Below are 21280 nucleotides of genomic sequence, written 5' to 3'. Positions count from 1 at the left end.
ACCCCGGCGATGACCGAGAGCAATCTGCAAGACTGGCTGGGCCGGCAGACACGCGCCGAGGACACGCTGCGCGCCCAACCCGCGCGTTTTCTTCAGGCCACGCTCGACCGCGAGCCGGACCTGGCCGAGGGCGACGCGCTGCCGCCGCTCTGGCACTGGCTCTATTTCCTCGAGGCGCGCCGCGCCAGCGAGTTGGGCCGTGACGCGCATCCGAAAAAGGGCGGCTTCCTGCCGCCCGTTTCGCTGCCGCGCCGGATGTGGGCGGGCGGCCGGTTCCACTTTGACCGCCCTCTGATCCTGGGGCGGGCCGCCAGCAAACGCTCGACCATCGCCTCGATCACCGAGAAGGAGGGGCGCAGCGGCAAGCTCTGCTTTGTCACCGTCCGGCACGAGCTGTTCCAGGATGGCGTTCCTGCCCTGACCGAAGAACACGACATCGTCTATCGCGAGGATCCGGCGCCGGACGCCCCTGCGCCCACGCCCGCCCCCGCGCCCGATGGTGCCGAGTTCTCGCGCCGAATCGCGCCGACCGAGGTGATGCTGTTTCGCTATTCCGCGCTCACCTTCAACGGACACCGGATCCATTACGATGTCGACTATGCCCGCACGGTCGAAGGCTATGACGGGCTGGTGTTTCACGGCCCGCTGACCGCCACCCTGCTGGCCGATCTGGCCAGCGCGCAGGCCGGGCGGCCCCTGCGCGCCTTCTCGTTCCGGGGGCTGGCGCCGATTGCCGGCCTTGCCCCCTTTGACATTCAGGGCCGGGCCGAGGGCGACGGCCTGACACTCTGGGCCCGGCGCGCGGACGGGGCGCTGGCCATGCGCGCCACTGCCGAGTTCTGAGGGTTCGACCGATCCGGAACCGCGGCCAGACCAGACGCGCATTCCGGGGTTTCAGCCTACCACCTCTTTCATGCCGAACACCTCTATTTCGTGGCTGAGTCCGCGGATCCGATGATTGCCGCGCGACGCGAACATACCGGGCGACGACAGGGCCACGCCGGCGGTTGCCAGCACCCGGTCGCCAAGCGTCTTGGTCAATCCCTCGATCCGGCTTGCCACGTTCACCGCAGGTCCCAGCACCGTAAAGTCGAGCCTGCCGGGACTGCCGATATTGCCATAGCTGACCCGGCCCACATTCATGCCAATGCCGATGTTCAGCGGTGACTGGTTCGCCTTCCTGCGCGCATCGTTCAAGACCGCCAGCCCCTTGAGAACCTCCTGCGCCGCGCGGGTAGCTTGCCGACACTTTCCGTTTCGCTCTTCCGGCGTGGAAATCGCAAAGACCGACAAGATACCGTCCCCCATGAATTTGAGCACATCACCGCCCAAGGTTTCCACCGACTGAACCACTAGTTCGAAATACCCGTCCAGCGCGTCAAAGACCGCGTCCTCGCCCGCAGTTTCGGAAAAGGCGGTAAAGCCGCGCAGATCGGTGAACATGACCACCGCTTCCAGCGTCTTGCGTTCACCTCGCCTGACGGTCCCGTTCCAGACCTCCTGCGAGGGCCCGTCGCCAAGATAGGTGCGCAGCAGGCTTTGGGTGGACTTGCGCATCGTCATCGGCTCCAGCGCCGAGGACAGGCCCGGTTTCGACGCCTCGATCATTGCCAGATGTTCCGGGCGGAACCCGCCGCTGTCGCGGGTGGCAAAGGTGCAGCCGTGCAGCGATCCGTCGCCATATTGCAGCAGCGTCGCGTAATAATCGGTGCCTCCCGCCGCGGCGAATTCGAGGTAGGAAACATGGTCCTTGTCGCGATCAAGACTGCGAAGGCTTTTGTGCAGCGGTTTCTGATGGGTCAGGATGTATTCAAAGGCGCTGCCGATATAGTCGTCGGTCAGCATGCGCGCATGGGTGACATCATAGGTTTCGGTGCCATCGGGCGTCCAGACGATGCCCCACGCGATCAGCAGGGGGTTGGCAAACCGCTGGCCGATATTCACCCGCCAGAGCGGCACGCCGGCATCCACCAGTGTCGCGCAATACCGCGACACCACCTCGACAGGATCGTCAGAACAGCGACCCCGGGTCATCATCCAGTGATTGAGGTCCGCAACAGGATCCATCGCTCCAGCTTAGGTCTTTGCGCCCGTGGCACAAGTCCCCATGGCCCGGCGATTCCTTTTGCCTATTCCTTGACCGCCGCAACCGCCGCCGCCGCACGGATTAGCGCCGCTTCGGTCCGCTCCAACTCCTCCTCGCCCAGCGCCAGCGAGGGATAGAGCTTGCCCGGAGACTTGAACACGCCCTCGGCCCGCAGCACCGCGTTCCAGACCTGCGCCCGCTCGGGCTCGGCATGGCGGGCAGTACGGTAATCTGTGCAGGCGGCCTCGGTGAAATAGACGTCGAACAGGGTGGCGTCGCCCGACAACCGGTGCGCAATGCCCTGTGCGTTCAGTGCCCGCTCGTGCATCGCCATCAAACGTTCACCCAGATCGCGTAGGCGCGCATACTGACCCGGACGGCGCAGGATCTCGAGCGTCTTGAGCCCCGCCGCCGCCGCCACCGGATTGCCCGACAGGGTGCCCAGCTGCATCAGCCAGCGTTCGGCACCCACCGCCCCCTTGTCGAAATGCACCATGATCCGGGCCGAGGCGCCCAGCGCCGCAAGCGGGAAGCCGCCGCCGATCACCTTGCCCAGGGTGACGATATCGGGAGTCACGCCATAATGTTCCTGCGCGCCGCCATAGGCGAGGCGAAAGCCGGTGACGATCTCGTCAAAGATCAACAGCACCCCATGACGGTCGCAAAGCTCGCGCAGGCCCTGAAGGAAGCCGGGCCGGGGCGGGATGATCCGTTGCAATGGCTCGGCGATGATCGCGGCGATGTCGTCATGCTCGGCCAGAAGCGAGGCCACCGCCTCGAGATCGTTGAAAGGGGCCACCAGCACCTGATCGGCCACCCCCTGCGGGATGCCGGCGCTGTCGGGCAGCGGGGTCGGAAAGTTGACCGCACGGGCAGGGGCAAGGCTCATCTGTGCCTCGGCAGACATGCCGTGATAGCCGCCCTCGAATTTCACGATCCGGGACTTGCCGGTAAAGGCGCGCGCCAGCCGGATCGCGTACATGTCCGCCTCGCCCCCCGAGGTGACAAAGCGCACCTGCTCGCAACAGGGCACCGCCTGAACGATCGCCTCGGCAAGTTCTATCCCCTTGGTGTTGTTGGCGAAAAAGGTCATGCCCAGCGGCAGCTGTTCCAGCACCGCCTCCATCACCTCGGGATCGCCATGGCCCAAGAGCATGGGACCCGAGCCGATCAGATAGTCCACATATTCGCGCCCGTCCTGATCCCAGACCCGCGCGCCCTGCCCGCGCGCGATCACGACGGCGGGGTCGAAATTGCCAAAGCCCGCGGCGGGCAGCACCGCGCGGGCGCGTTCGACCCAATCGGCCTGGCTGTTCAGTCGGATCATATCTCTCCCTCCGGATAGGTCAGTACCGGCGCGGTTTCCAGATCGCCGCGCCACAGGACCAGCGCCATGAACGGGCGGTCATATGTGCGCGTCGCATGCGGGTGCCCCGAAGGGTGGAACACATGGTCGCCCGGCCCCAGACGGCGGGGCGGATGCCCCTCCATCAGGAACTCGGCCTCGCCTGCCAGGATGAAATAGATCTCTTCGGCCGGGTGCTGGTGAAACGGATAGTAAAGCCCCGCCGGCATATAGACCACATAGGCCGCAAGGCTGTCGCTGGCAAAGGGCCCGCCCTCGCCGATCAGGCAGTAGCAGGCGAACCGGTCCATGAAATCGGCCCCCAGACGCGAGCCCTGATAGGTCAGGCGCCACTGGGCCACCGCGCCGGCAGCGATGAAGGCATCGCGGATGGCGGCATAGGCTGTCGTCGTCAGGTCCGGGTCACTCTCCATCAGGGCTGCGGGCGGGATGCGGACGGGCGTGACCGGTTGTGGCGTCAGGCTGTCGGGAAGGTCGACGAAACCGGCCAGAGCGGGTTCGCGCGCATGAAGCGCTTGAAACTCGGCCAGAAGGTTTTGAAAGGCGGGATCGGTCTGGGTCATGTGGTCAATCCAGTATCAGGTCGGGTGCGCCCAATGCGCCCCGGTCGACGGTGATGCCAAGGCCCGCGCCTTCGGGCGGGGCGATGCGGCCATTTGCGCGCACCGGCGCATCCGGGGCAAGGCGAGGAGCGACATAGCCCGACAGATCACAGACATTCAGCACCCGCCCCGGTTCGGTCGCCGCCCCCAGGTGGAGCAGCGCGGCAGTGGTCATGTCACTGCCCCAGGTGTCCTCGATGCACATTCTCGCCCCAAGGTGCAGGCACAGATCCCGCGCCCGGCGGGTCGCCGAAAGCCCGCCGAATTTCGACAGTTTCAGCGCCACCGCATCCATGATGCCCAGCCGGTGCGCTGCCAGCAGCGAGGCGGTGTCATGGGCCAGCTCGTCCATCTTCATCGGAAGACCGGTGGCGTGCTGGACACGGGCGCAATCCTCCAGTGTCGCGCAGGGCTGTTCCAGCATGATATCGAGTTGCGCCACGGCCTTACCCACCCGGATCGCCTCCAGCGAGGTCGCGCCGCAATTCCAGTCCCCATAGACCAGCGGCCCCGGCCCGACCGCCGCGCGCACCTTTGCTAGCCGCTCAACATCGGTCTGCCAGTCGCCCGAGGCGCCCAGCTTGACCTGGAACTGTGTGATCCCCTGCGCCTGCGCCTCGCGGGCGATACTGGCCATTTCGTCGGGCGCGACACAAGTGATGGAGTGATAGAGCGGCATATCCGCCGCCCGCCGCCCGCCCAGCAGCGCATGAAGCGGCAGGCCCGCGACCTGCCCGGTGATGTCCCACAGCGCGATATCCAGCGCCGATTTGGCATAGGGATGACCGGGCAGAACCGCATCCGCCTGCGCCATCAGCGCGCCGACCCCGACCGGATCGGCGCCCAGGATCACCGTGGCCAGCTCTTGCAAGGCCGGGGCGACGCCGCGCGCATAAGCGGGCAGGTAATGCGGGATCGGGCAGACCTCGCCCCAGCCGGTTATCCCGGTATCCGTCTGAACCGCGATTACCACGGTTTCGACCGTGTCGCAGGTCTTGCCATCGGACATGTAATAAGCAGTGTGACTGGTCAGCGGCACATGCCAGAGACTGAGACGCGTGACTTTCATGAATAGACCGCCACCGGATCGCCGAGGGCGTCCTCATCCGGGTGTACGCCAAGGCCGGGGGTTTCGGGCAAATGCAGGTGGCCGTCGATATTGCGCGGTCCCCTGCCCCCTGCGATGTCCACCGTCAGCATGTCCTGACAGGCCCAGACCGCATGGCAGGCATGGTCCGGAATGGTCGCGGCCAGGTGCAGCGCCTCGGCATCGGCCAGAACACTGCCGCCGGTGGCCATCACGAACATGTCGATCCCATGCGCCAGCGCGATATCGCGCATCCGCGCCGCCTTGGTCAGCCCGCCGACACGGTTGAGCTTGATCCCGAATACCTCTGCGAGCCCGTCGCAGGCGACACGCGCAGCATCCTGCAGCGTGACAAGGCATTCATCCACGCTGACAGGCGCCGAATGCAGCGGGCGGATCGCGGCGATATCGTCCAGCGTCTCGCCGGGCTGTTCGAACATCACGTGTAGGTCCTCGGTCGCCCGCATGACGCGCAGTGCCTGTTGCCGGGTCCAGCCCCGGTTGACGTCGTAGAGCACGATCTCGCCGGGTTTGCGGATATCCTCGACATCGCGGATGCGCGCGATATCCCGTTCCACGTCACCGCCGATCTTGACTGAATGCGCCACATATCCGCGCTGGCGGTAGCGATCGATGACAGCGCGGGTTTCCTCGACCGTTTTGGCGCCAACCGAAGAGGCGATCGGCCGGGGTGTCCGGCTACCGCCACCCATCAGGTCGGCGATGGGCAGGCCCGCGGCCCGCCCGGCAATGTCCCAGCACGCCATGTCGATGGGCGATTTTGCATAGAGATGGCCCGGCAGCGCGATATCCATCGCGCGCTCCACATCAAGCAGCCGGCGCGGATCGAGCCCCAGCACGAAAGGCGCCATCGTCTCGATCCCGGCGCGAATGCCCGGACCATGCGCGGGCACATAGGTATGACCCCATGGCGTGCCCTCGCCCCAACCGGTGATCCCGGCGTCGGTCTCGAGCTTGACGAGCGTCGCGTCGAGCAGCTCGAACTTCAGCCGCCCGCCGGACAACCAATAGGGATGCTCCAGCGGCAAATCGACCTGGTAGACAGTGATGCGGGTTATCTTCATGGGGTCACCACGATGTTGCCGGTGTGGCGCTTGGCGATGAACGCGGCCTGCGCCGCGCGCAGCCGGTCCAACGGATAGGTCGCGGCCAGCGCGGGCCTGATCTCGCCCGCCTCGATGTAGCGGATCAGGTCCGCCATCACCTGCGGGTCGATCACGGTCGAGCCGGTAAAAGTCAGGTCGCGCAGATAAAAGGTACGCAGGTCGAACGTGACCATAGGCCCCGCGATGGCGCCCGAGCAGGTATAGCGCCCGCCCCGTTCGAGGATGTCGATCAGCATCGGCCAATAGGGTCCGCCCACCACATCCGCCACCACGGTGATCTTCTCGGCCCCCAGTGCGGCCCGCAGATCTTCGGGCGCACGGGGCAGGACGCGGTCGGCGCCCAGCGCCGCGACCTCGGCATGTTTCGCCTCGGAGGCCAGCGCGATCACCCGGGCGCCCCGCCGCCGGGCCAGCTGTACCACTGCGCCGCCGACCCCGCCCGAGGCACCGGGCACCAGCACCGTGTCGGCCCCGGTTACCTGCGCGCGGGTCAGCATGCCTTCGGCGGTGGAGTAGGAGCAGGAAAAGGTCGCCAGTTCGGCGTCCGACAGCGGGCTGTCGATGGTCAGCGCGTTGACTGCGGGGATGGTGCAATATTCGGCAAAGCCGCCATCGCGTTCCGACCCGAAATAGCCCGCCGTGTCCTTGTTCTGCGGATCAGACGGGTCACGCAGCCAATTGTCGGTGATGATCCGCTCGCCGATACGGGTGGCGCCGACCCCCTCGCCCACGGCAACGATGCGCCCGCAGACATCGGCGCCCTGAATGCGGGGAAAGGTGATCGGTGCGCCGCCCCAGGTCGGGTCCTGCGCATCGACCCTATCATAGGCGCCGCCGGTGGTGGCCTCCTGCACCGCTTTCGAATACCAGCCCGTGCGGGTGTTCACATCGGTATTGTTCAGCCCACAGGCGCCGACGCGGATGAGCACCTCGCCCGGCGCGGGCCAAGGCACCGGCCACGCCTCGTGCAGGACGATCCGGTCCAACTCGCCATGCCCCATGGTGACCATGGCGCGCATCGTGTCGGGCACGCTCATTGCGCGGGCTCCGTCACTGCATCGGCGCGGGGTTTTGTGCTGTCGGGATCATAGGCCGGTGCGCCAAGGATGCGGCCCTTGCGGGGGCTTCCGGCAATGATCACCTCGACTTCGGTTCCCGGCACGTTCACCTGCGGTTTGACATAGGCAAAGGCGAGGATCTTGCCGACCGTGTGCCCATAGACGACCGAGGCGGTCGAGCCGACCACCTTGCCATCCAGCAAGACAGCCTCGCCGCCATTGCCATCGAACCGGCCATCGGGCGCGATCTCGAGATAGGCGCAGACCCAGGGCAGGTTGCCTGAGTTCAGCGTCTTGTCCCGGCCCAGATACTCCTTGTCGGTGCGGGCAAAGCGCAGGACATCGGCCTCGGCCAATGTCACTTCGTTGGTCAGCTCGCCTGCGCCCTTGAACGCCTTCTCCATCCGCAGCGCGTTCATCGCGAAACTGCCATAGTCGGTCAGGCCATGACCCTCGCCCGCCGCCCAGAGCGCGTCATAGACCGCAAGCGCATGGTCGCGGGGGATGTGCAACTCCCACCCGAGTTCACCGGCATAAGACATGCGCATCGCCCAGAGGCTGTGGCCCGCGACAGTGATCTGCTGCGCGGTCAGCCATTTGAAACCCGTGTTCGACAGGTCGGCATCCGTGCAGGCGGCCAGGATATCGCGAGCGCGCGGGCCGTTCAGGGCCAGCGCGGCCCAGTCGGTCGAGAGATTGCGTACCGTTATGTCCGCCGCACCGCGATGCGCGTCCAGGTGATCCAGCAGCCGCTGTTCGAAGAAGGCGGCGCAAACGAGATAGAACCGATCCTCGTCAAGCTTCACCACGGTGGTTTCCAGCTCGATCCGGCCGCGCCGGTTCAGCATATGGGTCAGCGCGATGCCGCCCACCTGTTGCGGCAGACGGTTGGCGGTGAGACGGTCGAGCATTGCGCCCGCGTCCGGGCCCGAGACCTCGACCTTGGTAAAGGCCGAGATATCCATGATCCCGGCGGCGCTGCGTACCGCGGCGCATTCGGTCGCGACCATGTCATGCACCGGGGTGCGGCCGAAGCCGTAGTAGTCGCGCTGCTCGATCCCGCGCGCGAACCAGCGTGGGCGTTCGTGGCCATAGACTTCCTCAAATACCGCGCCCTTGGCCTTGAGCCGGTCATAAAGCGGTGAGGGTTTCACCGGGCGTCCGGCAAGGCGGTTGAAATGGGGAAACGGGATCTCGTGGCGCAGGCAGTAGTCTTCCCTGGCCTTGATCACCTGCCAGTCCTTGGTGGCATAGGCGCCGAACCGGCGCGGGTCGAAATCGCGCATCGAGATATCGGCGGCGCCATGCACGATCCAGCGCGCCAGTTCACGGCTGAGCCCCGGCCCCCAGCCGATACCGATCTGGGTGCCGCAGCAGCACCAGTAGTTGCGAACCCCCGGTGCGGGGCCAATGAGCGGGTTGCCGTCGGGCGGGTGGCTGATCGCGCCATGCACCTCGCGCTGGATGCCGAGATTGGCAAAGATCGGCATACGGTTCAGGCTCTCTTCGAGCCAGGGCATGACCCGGTCGTAATCGGCATCGAACAGCCAGTTTTCGTAATCCCACGGGCATTCGTCGATCCAGACGGCATTGGGATTGGCCTTTTCATAGATGCCGATCAGGCCGCGCTTCTGCTCCATCCGGATATAGCCCGAGACCTTGCGGTCATCGCGGATGACCGGCAATTCGCGGTCCAGCGACTGGAACTCGGGCACCGGTTCGGTCACGAAATAGTGGTGTGTCATCGAGGTCATCGGCAGTTGCAGGCCTGACCATTCGCCCATCTGCCGGGCATAGGTGCCGCCCGCGTTGACCACATGTTCGCAGGTGATCCTGCCCTTTTCGGTCTCGACCACCCATTCACCGTTCGGCGCTTGCGTGATGTTGGTGGCGCGGGTGTGGCGGAAGATGCGCACGCCCTTTTGCCGCGCGCCCGCCGCCATCGCCATGGTCACGTTTGTCGGGTCCACATGCCCGTCATCGGGCGTGTGCAACGCGCCCAGCACGCCGTCGAGATTGTAGAACGGGTGCAGCTCTGCGATCCGGTCCGGCCCGACCAGCTCTATGTTGAAGCCCAACGCGGTGCCCACCGACAGCGTGTGGCGCAACCAGTCCATCTCATCCTCGGTATAGGCCAGCCGGAACGAACCGCAGCCATGCCAGGTCACCGCCTGCCCGGTCTCGGCCTCGAGCTTTCCGGAATAGAGACCGATGTTGTAATCGACACATTTGCCGAGGCCAAAAGAGCTGGTCGAATGGGTGATCTGCCCGGCAGCGTGCCAGGTGCTGCCGCTGGTCAGCTCGGCCTTTTCCAGCAGGACGGTATCGCCGCCCCACCCTTCATGCGCCAGGTGATAGGCCAGGCCCACCCCCATGACGCCGCCGCCGACAATGACCACACGCGCATGGGTGGGCAGGTTCTGCTGGGACATGAAATTTTCCACTTCACGAGTCGCGTTTTCTCTCGACAGGCTAATGCTACATTTGTACCATCGTCAATCATGAATGACACAAATGTATCATCCGCAGTTCTGAGCCGCCTCACCGAAGAATGGGACGCCCTGACGCCAGAGGCGCAGAAGGCCGCGCGCTATGTGCTGGAAAACCCCGCCGACGTGGGGGTCTCCACCGTGCGCGAGATTGCCGAGGCGGCCAATGTGAAACCCAACACCTTTGTCCGCATGGCGCGGCAGGTGGGCTTTGACGGGTACGAGGATTTCCGCGCGCCCTTCCGCGACGCGATCCGGCGCGGCACGGCCAGCTTTCCCGACCGGGCGCGCTGGTTGCAGGATATCGGCCGCTCTGGCGAATTGGGCGGGCTTTATGCCGACATGGTGGGCGCTGCGATCCGCAATATCGAGGAGACCTTTGCCGGTATCGACGCCGAGCGGCTGAAAACAGCGGCCGAGGCGATCTGGGCCAGCCGTCAGGTCTTTACCTTGGGCGTCGGCGTGAACAATGCCAATGCGCGCAATTTCACCTATCTCGCCTCGACCGGGATGACCGATTTCCACGCCATTCCGCGCCCTGGTTCGACAGCGGTGGACGATCTGGCCTGGGCCGATCAACGCGACGTGCTGATCGCCATGACCTGCCGCCCCTATCGGGCCGAGGTGGTCGAGGCGGTGCGGATCGCCCGCGATCAGGGATTGACCGTGATCGCCCTGTCCGACAGCCCCGCCAGCCCGATCATCCGCGCCGCGCAACACGGGTTTGTCGTGGCGGTGGACACACCGCAATTCTTTCCCTCGTCGGCGTCGACCATCGCGCTGCTGGAAACCCTGCTCAGCTTTGTCATCGCAGTGGCCAGCGACGAGATCGTCACCCGCGTCGAAACCTTTCACCAAAGGCGCCATCAACTGGGCCTATACACCGAAGAGCCGGAGTGACCCTCATGCCCGAACCCGTCCGCTCGCTGGAGGCGCGTTATTACACCGATCCGGCGATCTTTACCGCCGAACAGGCCGGGCTGCTTGCCCGCACATGGCAGTTTGCCTGCCATGCCAGCCAGTTGGAACAGCCCGGCGATTACCTCGCCTTCGAGCTTGGCGACGAAAGCCTGTACTGCATAAGGGGCCACGACGGGGTGATCCGCACCTTTTACAACGTCTGCCAGCACCGGGCGCACCAGCTGGTCAGCGGCGCCGGGTCGACCCGTGTCGTGGTCTGTCCCTATCACGCCTGGACCTATGAGCTGACCGGCCACCTGCGTGCCGCGCCCAACGCGAAATCGGTGCCCGGTTTCGACTCCGCGCAAATCTGTCTGACCGAAGTTCGGACCGAGGTCTTTCTCGGCTTCGTCTTTGTCAACCTCGACCCGGAGGCGCAGCCGATGGACGACTGGTTCCCGAACGTGCGGGCCGAGCTTGAGGCCTTTGTCCCGAACTGGTCCGCTCTGAAACCGCTGGAATGGGTCGAGATCCCCGAAGACTGCAACTGGAAGGTGTCGGTCGAGAACTATTCCGAGTGCTACCATTGCAGCCTGAACCACCCGACCTTTTCCACCGGGGTGATCCGGCCCGAGACCTATGACATCCAGCCGCAGGGCTATTGCCTGCGCCACACAACCGAATGCAACGATCTGAGCCAGATGAGCTATGACATCGACAGCGGTTTTCCCAACAACGATCGCTATTCCAGCTGGTTTCTCTGGCCCATGTTCTCGTTCCAGGTTTATCCGGGCAACCTGTTGAACACCTATCACTGGCGCGCGGTGGATGCGGGCCGCGTGGTGGTCTGGCGCGGCTGGTACTCGGTCGGCGGCGCCGAGAACGAGACAGTGCGCCGCATGGCAAAACAGGACCGCGCCACAACGGTCGAGGAGGATATCCGGCTGGTGGAATCGGTCCAGCGCGGTTTGCGTTCGCGCGGCTACGTGCCGGGACCGCTGGTGGTCGATCCCGGTTGCGGCGTAAACTCGGAACATTCCATCCTGCACCTGCAGAAATGGATGCGCGAGGCGGTTGCGGCCGAGCCGATGTCTTGAAAAGACATCGGTCCGAAATCCGCGCCGGATTTCGGCCACCGCAAGACAGAAACGGAGCGACAAGATGAGCACATTCGACGAAGACCTGTTCCTCAAGGGGCTGGAACAGCGCAAGGCCACGCTGGGCGCGGAGTATGTGGAACAGAACCTTGCCGCCGCTGACGATTTCACTCGCCCGTTTCAGGAGGCGATGACCGCCTGGTGCTGGGGCTTTGGCTGGGGTGACGACGTGATCGAGCCCAAGACCCGCTCGATGATGAACCTCGCCATGATCGGCGCGCTGGGCAAGATGCATGAATGGGAGATCCATTGCCGTGGCGCGCGCACCAACGGGGTCAGCCGCGACGAGATCCGCGCCATCATCCATGTGATCGGCATCTATTGCGGCGTGCCGCAGGCGCTGGAGTGTTTCCGCGTCGCACGACGGGTGCTCGACAGCGAGGACTGACCTCGCCACAGGCCCGCGCCTTTTGATGGTCATGTCCGATTTGAACCCCAAGTGGTCCGAAGATGTCCGCGACTCGGGGCCGGTTTCCAGCCAGCATGGGGCAAAGGGAGTCGGATTCGATGGGCTATTCAGGACTACGGGTCATCAAAGAGGCGCTGACCGGTCACCGCGGCTGGGGACCGGCCTGGCGCGATGCCGCGCCCAAGGCGCAGTATGACTATGTCATCATCGGCGGCGGCGGCCACGGGCTGGCCACTGCCTATTACCTGGCCAAGGAGTTCCGCCAGGCGCGGATTGCGGTCCTGGAAAAGGGCTGGATCGGGGGCGGCAACGTGGGCCGCAACACCACCATCATCCGCTCGAACTATCTGCTGGACGGCAACGAGCCGTTCTACGAGTTCTCGCTGAAACTGTGGGAGGGGCTGGAGCAGGAGCTGAACTATAACGCGATGGTCAGCCAACGCGGCATCCTGAACCTGATCCATTCCGACGCCCAGCGCGACGCCTTCATCCGCCGGGGCAACGCGATGATGCTGAACGGTGCCGATGCCGACCTGCTCAGCACCGAACAGATCAAGGCGCGCTATCCGTTCCTGAATGTCGACAATGCCCGGTTCCCGATCAAGGGCGGGCTGGCGCAGCACCGAGGCGGCACCGTGCGCCACGACGCGGTGGCCTGGGGCTATGCCCGCGCCGCCGACCGGCACGGCGTCGACATCATCCAGAATTGCGAGGTCACCGGCTTCCGCATCGAGAACGGCACCTGCACCGGGGTCGAGACCACGCGCGGGGTGATCGGCGCGGGCAAGGTGGCGGCCTGTGTCGCGGGCTCCTCCTCGCGGCTGATGGAGAAGGCGGGCATGCGCCTGCCGATCGAAAGCCACGTGTTGCAGGCCTTTGTCTCCGAGGGTCTGAAACCGCTCCTGCCCGGTGTGATCACCTTTGGCGCGGGGCATTTCTATTGCAGCCAGTCCGACAAGGGCGGGCTGGTCTTCGGCGGCGATATCGACGGCTACAACTCCTATGCCCAGCGCGGCAACCTGCCGGTGATCGAGGATGTTTGCGAGGGCGGCATGGCGATCTTTCCGATGCTGGGCCGCGCCCGTCTGCTGCGCAGCTGGGGCGGCATCATGGACATGTCGATGGACGGCTCGCCGATCATCGACCGCACCCATATCGGCGGGCTCTATTTCAACGGCGGCTGGTGTTACGGCGGGTTCAAGGCGACGCCGGCCTCGGGCTTTGCCTATGCGCATCTTCTGGCCACCGACAGCCCGCACAAGACCGCCACCGCCTATCGGTTCGACCGGTTCGCACGCGGGCGGATGATCGACGAAAAGGGCATGGGCAACCAGCCCAACCTGCATTGAGAGGGCACCGGACATGTTGATCGACCATCCCATCCTGGGCCCGCGCGACAGCAGCGAATTCGTCTACAAGGGCGACGCCGCCCTGATCCGCCGCCCCGACTGGCAGGCCCCCGACGCGCTGGAGCAGTTCATCGACTATGGCTATCTGCGCGACAACCCGGCGGGCGTGCACCGCGAGCTGTGGTTTCACGAACAGGGCGACCGCTCGTGGCTGGTGGTGACCCGCGACACCACCACGCATGAGATCACATCCGTCGAACTGGCCCGCGACGTGGCCCGCAAGGAGGGACGCTCCAGATGACCGGCCCTAATCGTCTGAACGGCGGTCTGATCGACCGCAGCAAACCGCTGAATTTCACCTTCGACGGGCGCCGGTATCAGGGCTTTGCCGGGGATACGCTGGCCTCGGCCCTGTTGGCCAACGACGTGCGGCTGATGGGGCGCTCGTTCAAGTATCACCGCCCGCGCGGCCCGATGAGCGCGGGCTCCGAAGAGCCCAATGCCATTGTCGAGCTGCGCGAGGGCGCCCGCAAGGAACCCAATACCCGCGCCACCACCGCCGAGCTGTTCGACGGGCTGAGCGCCAATTCGCAGAACCGCTGGCCCTCGCTGAAATGGGACGTGATGGCGGTCAACGACCGGCTGTCGAACTTCTTTGCCGCCGGGTTCTATTACAAGACCTTCATGTGGCCCGCCGCCTTCTGGGAGAAGGTGTATGAGCCTATCATCCGCAAGGCGGCGGGGCTGGGCACGCTCAGCCATGCGCCCGACCCCGACAGCTATGACAAGGGGTTCCTCCATTGCGACCTTCTGGTGATCGGCGCCGGCCCGGCCGGGCTGGCCGCCGCGCTGACCGCGGCGCAATCGGGGGCGCAGGTGATTGTCGCGGACGAGGATTTCCTGCCCGGCGGGCGGCTCAATGCCGAAACCTTTGCGCTTGGCGATCAATCCGGCGCGGCCTGGGCCGCCGAGACCGCAGCCGCCCTGCAAGCCATGCCCAATGTGCGGCTGATGACGCGCAGCACGGTGATAGGCGCCTTTGACCACGGTATCTATGGCGTGGTCGAGCGGGTCAGCGACCACCTGCCCCAGCCGCTGCCGGGCAAGCCCCGCCAGATCCTGTGGCGGGTCTATTCCCGTCGCGCCATTCTGGCCGCCGGGGCCACCGAACGCCCGATCGTGTTCGAGAACAACGACCGTCCCGGCATCATGCTGGCCTCGGCCCTACGCAGCTATGCCAACCGCTGGGCGGCAACGCCCGCGCGCGCGGTGGCGGTGTTCACCAACAATGACGACGGCCATCGCACGGCGCGGGATCTGAGCGTGCAGGGGGTCAGCACCGTGGTGATCGACACCCGCACGGACGCCCCCGAAACCACCGATTACGAGACCATCCCCGGCGCCACCGTCACCAATACCCAGGGCCGTCTGGGCCTGACCACGGTCGAGGTGACGCTGGCCACCGGCACCACCCGCACGCTCAGCGTCGGCGGGCTGGGGGTCTCGGGCGGCTGGAACCCGAATGTGCACCTGACCTGCCACCAGCGCGGGCGTCCGGTTTGGGACCAGGCAATCGCGGCCTTTGTGCCGGGCGGCACCCTTCCCGTGGGTCTGATCCCGGCGGGCGCGGCGCAGGGCGTGTTCAGCACCCAAGGCGCGCTGGCCTCGGGGCAAGCGGCGGCGCAGCAGGCGCTGTCCGATCTGGGGATCACGACGAAATCCGCCGCCCTGCCCCAGGCCGAGGACGCGCCGGTCAACGTCACCCCCTTCTGGCACGTCAAGGGCGCCAAACGCGCCTGGGTCGATCAGCAGAACGACGTCACCGCCAAGGATGTGAAACTGGCCCATCAGGAGAACTTCGTCTCGGTCGAGCACCTGAAACGATATACCACGCTGGGCATGGCGACCGATCAGGGCAAGACCTCGAACATGGCCGGTCTCGCGATCATGGCCGAGGTGGCGGGCAAGTCGATCCCAGAGGTCGGCACCACCATGTTCCGCCCGCCCTACACGCCCACCGCGATGGGCGCCTTTGCGGGCCGCTCGCGCGACAAGGATTTCCGCCCCACCCGCAAGACGCCCAGCCATGTCTGGGCCGAGGAACAGGGCGCGGTCTTTGTCGAGGTTGGCATGTGGCTGCGCGCGCAATGGTTCCCGCGCCCCGGCGAAACCCATTGGCGCCAGAGCGTCGACCGCGAGGTCACCCAGACCCGCAAGTCGGTCGGCATCTGCGATGTGACCACGCTGGGCAAGATCGACGTGCAGGGCGCCGATGCGGCCGAGTTCCTCAACAAGGTCTATTGCAACGGGTTTGCCAAACTGGCGGTGGGGCGCACCCGCTATGGGCTGATGCTGCGCGAGGATGGCATCGCCATGGACGACGGCACCGCGGCACGCCTTGCCGAGGACCATTTCGTCGTGACCACCACCACCGCCAACGCGGTGCCGGTCTATCGGCACATGGAATTCCTGCGCCAATGCCTGTTCCCGGACATGGATGTGCAGCTGATCTCGACCACCGAGGCCTGGGCGCAATTTGCCGTGGCCGGCCCCAATGCGCGCAAGCTGCTGCAAAAGATCGTCGATCCGGCGCATGACATCTCGAACGAGGGCTTCCCCTTCATGGCCTGCGCCGAGATCACGGTTTGCGGCGGGCTGCGGGCGCGGCTGTTCCGCATCTCGTTCTCGGGCGAGCTGGCCTATGAGATCGCGGTGCCGACCCGCTATGGCGATGCGCTGATCCGGCGCATGATGCAGGCGGGCGCGGAGTTCGACGTGGTCGCCTATGGCACCGAGGCGCTGGGGGTGATGCGGATCGAGAAAGGCCACGCCGCCGGCAACGAGCTGAACGGCACCACCACCGCGCTCAACCTCGGGATGGGGCGGATGGTGTCCAAGAAGAAGGACTCGATCGGCTCGACCCTGTCCGAACGCGAGGGTCTGAACGAGGCGGATGCGCTGAAACTGGTCGGGTTCCGCCCGGTGAACCCGCAGGACAAGGTGCCCGCCGGGTCGCATCTGATGACCCGGGGCGACCCGGTCGATGCCGCCCATGACCAGGGCTATGTCACCTCGGCCTGCTACTCGCCCAGCCTGGGTTGCCATATAGGCATCGGCTTTCTGAAATCCGGCGACAGCCGCAAGGGCGAGATCGTTCGCCTTGTCAGTCCGCTGACCGGGCTCGACCACGAGGTCGAGGTGGTAAGCGCCCATTTCGTCGATCCAGAAGGAGAGCGTCTGCGTGCATGATCTGAACCCGATAACGCCGCTGGGCGCTACCGCCGCGGTGGTCGAGAGCCACGGGCCGGTAACCCTGAGCGAAGTGACCGAAACGGCGCTGGCCTCGGTCGCAGCGCGGCTGGGCCGCGAGGCCGAGACGGCAACCCTGTTGACCGAGGTACTGGGCGCCGCGCCCCCCGCCCCGGCCCGACTTTGTCCCGGCACGCCCGGCGCCTTCTGGATGGGGCCCGATCAATGGATGGTCGAGGCGCCGCTGAGCACACATGAGGATCTGGCCGCGCAGCTGGCCGCCCGCGCCAATGGCGCGGCCAGCGTCACCGAACAGACCGATGCCTGGTGCCGGTTCGACCTGACCGGCGAGCGGCTGGCGGATGTGTTCGAACGGCTTTGCCCCGCAAATACCCGCGCCTTTGCCGGGGGCGAGGCGGTGCGCAGCGCGATCGACCATCTGGGCTGTTTCCTGCTGTGTCGGGCACCTGATCATATCACGGTGCTGGGGCCACGCTCGGCCGCTGGCTCGCTGCACCACGCGCTGGTGGTGGCGATGCGCGCGGCGTTCTGATCAGACCGAGGGCACCGGCAGGTTACCCTCGACCCGGTAGAGGTTGATCCGTTTGCGGTCCTGCTGCGGGGTCAGGCCAAAGGCCTCGCGGTAATGCCGCACCAGTGGCTTGGCGTTGGCATATCCCACCGCCGCCGCAACGTCCGAGATACTGTCATTGGTATACATGACGATCTGACGCGCCGCCTGCATTCGCAGGTGCCGGAAATAGCCGGTCGGGTTCTGGCCGGTGGCCTGTTTGAAACAACGCTCCAGATGCCGCGGGGTGATATTTAGACGCTCTGCAATCACCGCGATGCTGGCGGGCGATGCCAGGTTTTCGGCAAAGATTTCAACGGCGCGCGCTACCAGAGGCGACATTTCGCCCTCGGCATCGGCGGCCTGATGGATCGGCAGCGCCTGTTTTACCCCCGCCTTGCGCATGATCGGATGCTGGAACCAGCAGGCGACCTCGTTGGCCACATTGGCACCCAGCGCTGCCTCGATCATGCTCAGCGCCAGGTCGAAGGCCGCCGCTGCCCCCGAGGCGGTCAGCAGGCGCGGCGAGATTTCGATCACCTCGTTGCTGCGGCGGATCTCGGGGAATTCGGCGGCAAACGCCGCCTCGTAACACCAATGCACCGACAGGCGCTCGTCGCGCACCACGCCGCTGCGCACCAGCGGAAAGACGCCGCCGCTGATCGCGCCCAACACGGTGCCGTGCCGCTCGATCCGGCGCAGCAGCGAGGCGGTGCGCGGGTTCTCGAACCGGGCCACCGGGGCAGACAGCAGCACCAGATAGTCAAGCGCCGCCACGGTCTCCAGACTGGCGTCCGGATCAAAGGTGATGCCCGCGCTCGACACCACCTTGTGGGGCAGTTCCGACACCAGCCGCCAGGCGAAACTGTCCGACATCGAGATCTCGTTGGCCGCGCGCAGCGGCTCGATGATCGAGGTCAGGCAGGCCATGGGAAAGCCCGGAAACAGCAGAAACCCGATACGTGTGGTCATTCCGGGCGATCCTTTGGCTTGTCATTCCACGGTGGGAATTTTATTGGAGAGAAAAAATTATGCAATGTGGTGAATAACGGCTAGAGTTGAAGCAGAACTGACCGCAGGGCAATACAGGAAGAGCTTGAGGAACCCCCATGAATGCTGCAAAGGATCTCCGCATGACACAGCTTTTGCAAGATCCCCATAGCGTTCGCGAGGAACGCGAGAAGGTTCTCGAGGTCGCCATCGGCCGCGAGGTTCGCGCCTTTCGCAAGCAGCAGGGCATTACCGTGGCCGAGCTGTCGAAGCTGACCGACCTGTCGATTGGGATGCTCTCCAAGATCGAAAACGGCAACACCTCGCCCTCGCTCACCACGCTGCAAACCCTGGCCAATGCGCTGTCGGTGCCGCTGACCGCGTTCTTCAAGGGCTACGAGGAAAAGCGCGAGGCGATCCATACCAAGGCGGGCCAGGGTCTGGAGATCGAACGCGCCGGCACCCGCGCCGGGCATCAATACAGCCTGCTGGGTCATATCGGATCAAATTCCAGCGGTGTCATCGTTGAACCCTATCTGATCACGCTCAGCACGGAATCGGACACGTTCAAGACCTTTCAGCATGACGGGATCGAGATGATCTACATGCTCGAAGGCAAGGTCGACTACCTACATGGCAGCGAGATTTATCCGCTGGAACCGGGCGACACGCTGTTCTTTGACGCCGACGCGCCGCACGGGCCAGAGCGTCTGGTGGAACTGCCGACGCGCTATCTGTCGGTGATCTGCTATCCGCAGCAGAAAAAGGGCTGAGCCGACCGGACCGGGACGCGGTAGCGCATCCCGGCTCTCTTGCAAGCGTTACTTCTGCAACGGCGGCTCCGTTTCCAGATCGGGCCAGATCCCCGGCGAGGTCGGCAGCCCGTCGTCATACTGGCTGAGATAGTCCAGCATCAACGGACGGTTGGCGATGAACCCCTTATAGGTGGCCAGCTCCTCGGGCAGGTCGCGCACCACCCGGTGCAGGCGGCGACCCCATTTCGGCACCGTCACCAGATCCTGAAATGCGATCAGATAACAGCGGATCGGGAACAACAGCGCGTTCGAGCGCGGCAACCGGTAAAAGGTCTGCAACTCGACCCTGAGATGCTGTTTGGCGCCGATATTCTCGGGTGTCAGCGTGGTCTTCTGCACGCCCCATTTGTGATAGTTCTCGGGGCTGGTATCGAGCAGCGGATTGACCGTCATGGTCCAGTTCAGCCGCCGCGCAGGCGCGCCCTGCTGAACGTTGAGCAGGAATTTCAGCGCCCGCTTGAAGATCCCCATTTCATGGGCCAGCGGCACCGGCGCGTGCCATTCGAAGAAATCCATGCCGATGTCGAAATCCAGGCTCCAGTCCGCCTGGGTCGTTACCATGCCCGCATCCATGTACAGCATGTCGCCGCGCTGATCGAGCACCGCGTAATCGCCCTGCGCCTGCCGGGTGATGTATTCCAGCGGCCCGCAGGGCAGCGTGGTTTCATCAAGGAAGGTGAAGGTGTGGTCGATCCCCATCGGCTTGTTGATCCAGCGCCAGCGGTCGCCGTCGCGGTGCAGCTCGAACAGGTCCGGGTAATCCTCGGATTTGCAGACCATGATCAGTTCCAGCGTGTCCCAGCCCGCCAGCGTCATATGCGGCAGCGACTGGCAGCGCAACGGATCATCGGCCAGCACGATGGCACGGTCAGCCATTTCCGAGACGTAATGCTCGTCCACGTCGAACCGCTTTTCATAGACCGAGCCCGCCGGGCCGCCCCGGTGCTGTTCCATGTTCACCGAATACATGTAGCTGTCTTCGTGGAACGGGAAGGGAAAGCGCTTGATCGCCCAGTCCGAATTGCGGAACGAGTAATCGTCGCGGAAGGTTTCGGTGTTGAATTGGATCGTCATCGCGGTCTCCTCTACCGGTCCAGCACGAGGGTTTTGCCCACGAACCGGCTGACGCAGGGCATGATCTTTTTCCCGCTGGCGTGTTCGTCATCGTCCAGCCAGTGGTCGCGATGAACGAAGTCGCCATCGGATGAGACCACATCGGTTTCGCATTGGCCACAGGCACCGCCCCGGCACAGGAAGGGCGCGTCGACGCCGCAGCGCTCCATCGCCTCGAGCAGGCTTTCATGTTCGCCCACCTGGATGGTGATGTCGGATTTGCACAGGCGCACCTCAAACGGTTTGCCGGGTTGCGGGGCCAGGAACTCCTCGGAATGCACGTTCTCGTCGGGCCAGCCATGCGCGGCGGCGGTGGCATGGACCCAGTCGATCATGCCCTTGGGACCGCAGACATAGACATGGGTGCCCAGCGGCTGGCCATCCAGCAGATCCTCGAGCCCGATGGCCTGATCCTGATCGTCGAAATAGACATGCACCTTGTTGGGGTGCTTATAGGTCAGCTCGTCCACATAGGTGCCCAACTCCTTGGAGCGGCAGGAGTAATGCAGCTCCCAGGCGCCGCCCATCCGCTCCAGATGCGCGATCATCGCCAGGAACGGCGTGATACCGATGCCACCGGCCAGGAACACATGCTTGCGCCCGCGCAGATCCAGCGGGAACAGGTTCACCGGATAGGTGATGGTCATCGGGTCGCCGACTTTGACCTTGTTATGCAGGAAGAGCGAGCCGCCCCTGCCCTGGTCGTCGCGGCGTACCGAGATCGCATAGATGCTGCTATTGCCCGGATCGGACATCAGCGAATAGGGGTTCAGCCGGGTCCGCTCGCCATCGCGCATCTCGACCACGGTATGGGCACCGGCGGAAAAGGGCGGAAACGGCTGGCCGTCGCGGCGGGTGAATTCGAACCGGGTGACCAGCGGGTTGAGCGGCACAACGGCGCTGACGGTGACC

The 21280-nt window shown here is 65.0% G+C and carries 19 protein-coding genes; 9 read left to right on the top strand and 10 right to left on the bottom strand.

All coding sequences use genetic code 11. The features are described 5' to 3' along the window. Positions 1–9 precede the first annotated feature (9 nt). Positions 10–843 carry an HTD2 family dehydratase gene (locus AC2FL1_RS15855; protein WP_496877605.1) on the top strand — a complete coding sequence of 278 codons (834 nt, stop codon included), beginning with the start codon at positions 10–12 and terminating at the stop codon, positions 841–843. A 51-nt stretch (positions 844–894) separates the two neighbouring features. Here AC2FL1_RS15855 and AC2FL1_RS15850 read toward each other — a convergent pair whose 3' ends face one another. The 7 genes from AC2FL1_RS15850 to AC2FL1_RS15820 all read right to left on the bottom strand — a co-directional run bounded on the left by AC2FL1_RS15850 (position 895) and on the right by AC2FL1_RS15820 (position 9758). Continuing rightward, positions 895–2067 carry an adenylate/guanylate cyclase domain-containing protein gene (locus tag AC2FL1_RS15850; protein WP_496877604.1) on the bottom strand — a complete coding sequence of 391 codons (1173 nt, stop codon included), beginning with the start codon at positions 2065–2067 and terminating at the stop codon, positions 895–897. 62 nt (positions 2068–2129) lie between these two features. Then, complete coding sequence (locus tag AC2FL1_RS15845; protein WP_496877603.1) at positions 2130–3413, bottom strand: aspartate aminotransferase family protein; 1284 nt, start codon at positions 3411–3413, stop codon at positions 2130–2132. Next, positions 3410–4015 (bottom strand): dimethylsulfonioproprionate lyase DddQ, encoded by a 606-nt coding sequence (gene dddQ, locus AC2FL1_RS15840; protein ID WP_496877602.1) that lies wholly within the window; start codon positions 4013–4015, stop codon positions 3410–3412. Before dddQ ends, AC2FL1_RS15845 begins: the two co-directional genes overlap by 4 nt. Positions 4016–4019: 4 nt before the next feature. Continuing rightward, a complete protein-coding gene (locus AC2FL1_RS15835) occupies positions 4020–5123 on the bottom strand; it encodes a mandelate racemase/muconate lactonizing enzyme family protein (protein ID WP_496877601.1) in 1104 nt (367 codons plus the stop codon). Continuing rightward, positions 5120–6226, bottom strand: coding sequence for a mandelate racemase/muconate lactonizing enzyme family protein (locus tag AC2FL1_RS15830; RefSeq protein ID WP_496877600.1), 1107 nt, complete (start codon positions 6224–6226; stop codon positions 5120–5122). Before AC2FL1_RS15830 ends, AC2FL1_RS15835 begins: the two co-directional genes overlap by 4 nt. Beyond that, positions 6223–7305, bottom strand: a complete 1083-nt coding sequence (locus AC2FL1_RS15825; protein ID WP_496877599.1) for an alcohol dehydrogenase family protein — start codon at positions 7303–7305, stop codon at positions 6223–6225. The genes AC2FL1_RS15830 and AC2FL1_RS15825 overlap by 4 nt, the downstream gene beginning before the upstream one ends. Beyond that, a complete protein-coding gene (locus AC2FL1_RS15820) occupies positions 7302–9758 on the bottom strand; it encodes an FAD-dependent oxidoreductase (RefSeq protein WP_496877598.1) in 2457 nt (818 codons plus the stop codon). The genes AC2FL1_RS15825 and AC2FL1_RS15820 overlap by 4 nt, the downstream gene beginning before the upstream one ends. A gap of 69 nt (positions 9759–9827) precedes the next feature. Between AC2FL1_RS15820 and AC2FL1_RS15815 the strand changes: the two genes are divergently transcribed. From AC2FL1_RS15815 to AC2FL1_RS15785, 7 genes are all read left to right on the top strand, one after another. Continuing rightward, positions 9828–10715, top strand: a complete 888-nt coding sequence (locus tag AC2FL1_RS15815) for a MurR/RpiR family transcriptional regulator (protein ID WP_496877597.1) — start codon at positions 9828–9830, stop codon at positions 10713–10715. A gap of 5 nt (positions 10716–10720) precedes the next feature. After that, complete coding sequence (locus AC2FL1_RS15810; RefSeq protein WP_496877596.1) at positions 10721–11812, top strand: aromatic ring-hydroxylating oxygenase subunit alpha; 1092 nt, start codon at positions 10721–10723, stop codon at positions 11810–11812. Between the two features lie 64 nt (positions 11813–11876). Next, positions 11877–12260, top strand: coding sequence for a carboxymuconolactone decarboxylase family protein (locus tag AC2FL1_RS15805; RefSeq protein ID WP_496877595.1), 384 nt, complete (start codon positions 11877–11879; stop codon positions 12258–12260). Positions 12261–12379: 119 nt separating this feature from the next. Continuing rightward, positions 12380–13630: a sarcosine oxidase subunit beta family protein gene (locus tag AC2FL1_RS15800; protein ID WP_496877594.1), complete on the top strand. Its 1251-nt coding sequence runs from the start codon at positions 12380–12382 to the stop codon at positions 13628–13630. A 13-nt stretch (positions 13631–13643) separates the two neighbouring features. After that, complete coding sequence (locus tag AC2FL1_RS15795) at positions 13644–13931, top strand: sarcosine oxidase subunit delta (protein ID WP_496824274.1); 288 nt, start codon at positions 13644–13646, stop codon at positions 13929–13931. Further along, positions 13928–16879: a sarcosine oxidase subunit alpha family protein gene (locus AC2FL1_RS15790; protein WP_496877593.1), complete on the top strand. Its 2952-nt coding sequence runs from the start codon at positions 13928–13930 to the stop codon at positions 16877–16879. The genes AC2FL1_RS15795 and AC2FL1_RS15790 overlap by 4 nt, the downstream gene beginning before the upstream one ends. Beyond that, positions 16872–17432 carry a sarcosine oxidase subunit gamma gene (locus tag AC2FL1_RS15785; protein WP_496877592.1) on the top strand — a complete coding sequence of 187 codons (561 nt, stop codon included), beginning with the start codon at positions 16872–16874 and terminating at the stop codon, positions 17430–17432. The genes AC2FL1_RS15790 and AC2FL1_RS15785 overlap by 8 nt, the downstream gene beginning before the upstream one ends. Here AC2FL1_RS15785 and AC2FL1_RS15780 read toward each other — a convergent pair whose 3' ends face one another. Next, a complete protein-coding gene (locus tag AC2FL1_RS15780) occupies positions 17433–18422 on the bottom strand; it encodes a GlxA family transcriptional regulator (RefSeq protein ID WP_496877591.1) in 990 nt (329 codons plus the stop codon). Positions 18423–18583: 161 nt separating this feature from the next. Between AC2FL1_RS15780 and AC2FL1_RS15775 the strand changes: the two genes are divergently transcribed. Beyond that, complete coding sequence (locus AC2FL1_RS15775; protein ID WP_193385774.1) at positions 18584–19213, top strand: helix-turn-helix domain-containing protein; 630 nt, start codon at positions 18584–18586, stop codon at positions 19211–19213. A gap of 48 nt (positions 19214–19261) precedes the next feature. On the opposite strand, the gene dmmC is transcribed toward AC2FL1_RS15775, so the two are convergent. Together dmmC and AC2FL1_RS15765 are read right to left on the bottom strand one after the other, a co-directional pair. Next, positions 19262–20329: a dimethylamine monooxygenase subunit DmmC gene (gene dmmC, locus AC2FL1_RS15770; protein ID WP_496824282.1), complete on the bottom strand. Its 1068-nt coding sequence runs from the start codon at positions 20327–20329 to the stop codon at positions 19262–19264. Between the two features lie 11 nt (positions 20330–20340). Beyond that, positions 20341–21280: PDR/VanB family oxidoreductase (locus AC2FL1_RS15765; RefSeq protein ID WP_496877590.1), on the bottom strand; the 940-nt coding region annotated here is incomplete at its 5' end.

This window comes from Ruegeria sp. YKSF070 (genome assembly GCF_059612725.1).
Note: the sequence above shows the minus strand (reverse complement) of the source record. Positions and strands in the feature narration are given on the sequence as shown.

What these genes read in the sequence shown, in the direction of transcription:
- AC2FL1_RS15855 (WP_496877605.1), top strand. Translation starts at nt 10, where the DNA reads ATGACCGAGAGCAATCTGCAAGACTGGCTGGGCCGGCAGACACGCGCC.
- AC2FL1_RS15850 (WP_496877604.1), bottom strand. Translation starts at nt 2,067, where the DNA reads ATGGATCCTGTTGCGGACCTCAATCACTGGATGATGACCCGGGGTCGC.
- AC2FL1_RS15845 (WP_496877603.1), bottom strand. Translation starts at nt 3,413, where the DNA reads ATGATCCGACTGAACAGCCAGGCCGATTGGGTCGAACGCGCCCGCGCG.
- dddQ (WP_496877602.1), bottom strand. Translation starts at nt 4,015, where the DNA reads ATGACCCAGACCGATCCCGCCTTTCAAAACCTTCTGGCCGAGTTTCAA.
- AC2FL1_RS15835 (WP_496877601.1), bottom strand. Translation starts at nt 5,123, where the DNA reads ATGAAAGTCACGCGTCTCAGTCTCTGGCATGTGCCGCTGACCAGTCAC.
- AC2FL1_RS15830 (WP_496877600.1), bottom strand. Translation starts at nt 6,226, where the DNA reads ATGAAGATAACCCGCATCACTGTCTACCAGGTCGATTTGCCGCTGGAG.
- AC2FL1_RS15825 (WP_496877599.1), bottom strand. Translation starts at nt 7,305, where the DNA reads ATGAGCGTGCCCGACACGATGCGCGCCATGGTCACCATGGGGCATGGC.
- AC2FL1_RS15820 (WP_496877598.1), bottom strand. Translation starts at nt 9,758, where the DNA reads ATGTCCCAGCAGAACCTGCCCACCCATGCGCGTGTGGTCATTGTCGGC.
- AC2FL1_RS15815 (WP_496877597.1), top strand. Translation starts at nt 9,828, where the DNA reads ATGAATGACACAAATGTATCATCCGCAGTTCTGAGCCGCCTCACCGAA.
- AC2FL1_RS15810 (WP_496877596.1), top strand. Translation starts at nt 10,721, where the DNA reads ATGCCCGAACCCGTCCGCTCGCTGGAGGCGCGTTATTACACCGATCCG.
- AC2FL1_RS15805 (WP_496877595.1), top strand. Translation starts at nt 11,877, where the DNA reads ATGAGCACATTCGACGAAGACCTGTTCCTCAAGGGGCTGGAACAGCGC.
- AC2FL1_RS15800 (WP_496877594.1), top strand. Translation starts at nt 12,380, where the DNA reads ATGGGCTATTCAGGACTACGGGTCATCAAAGAGGCGCTGACCGGTCAC.
- AC2FL1_RS15795 (WP_496824274.1), top strand. Translation starts at nt 13,644, where the DNA reads ATGTTGATCGACCATCCCATCCTGGGCCCGCGCGACAGCAGCGAATTC.
- AC2FL1_RS15790 (WP_496877593.1), top strand. Translation starts at nt 13,928, where the DNA reads ATGACCGGCCCTAATCGTCTGAACGGCGGTCTGATCGACCGCAGCAAA.
- AC2FL1_RS15780 (WP_496877591.1), bottom strand. Translation starts at nt 18,422, where the DNA reads ATGACCACACGTATCGGGTTTCTGCTGTTTCCGGGCTTTCCCATGGCC.
- AC2FL1_RS15775 (WP_193385774.1), top strand. Translation starts at nt 18,584, where the DNA reads ATGACACAGCTTTTGCAAGATCCCCATAGCGTTCGCGAGGAACGCGAG.
- dmmC (WP_496824282.1), bottom strand. Translation starts at nt 20,329, where the DNA reads ATGACGATCCAATTCAACACCGAAACCTTCCGCGACGATTACTCGTTC.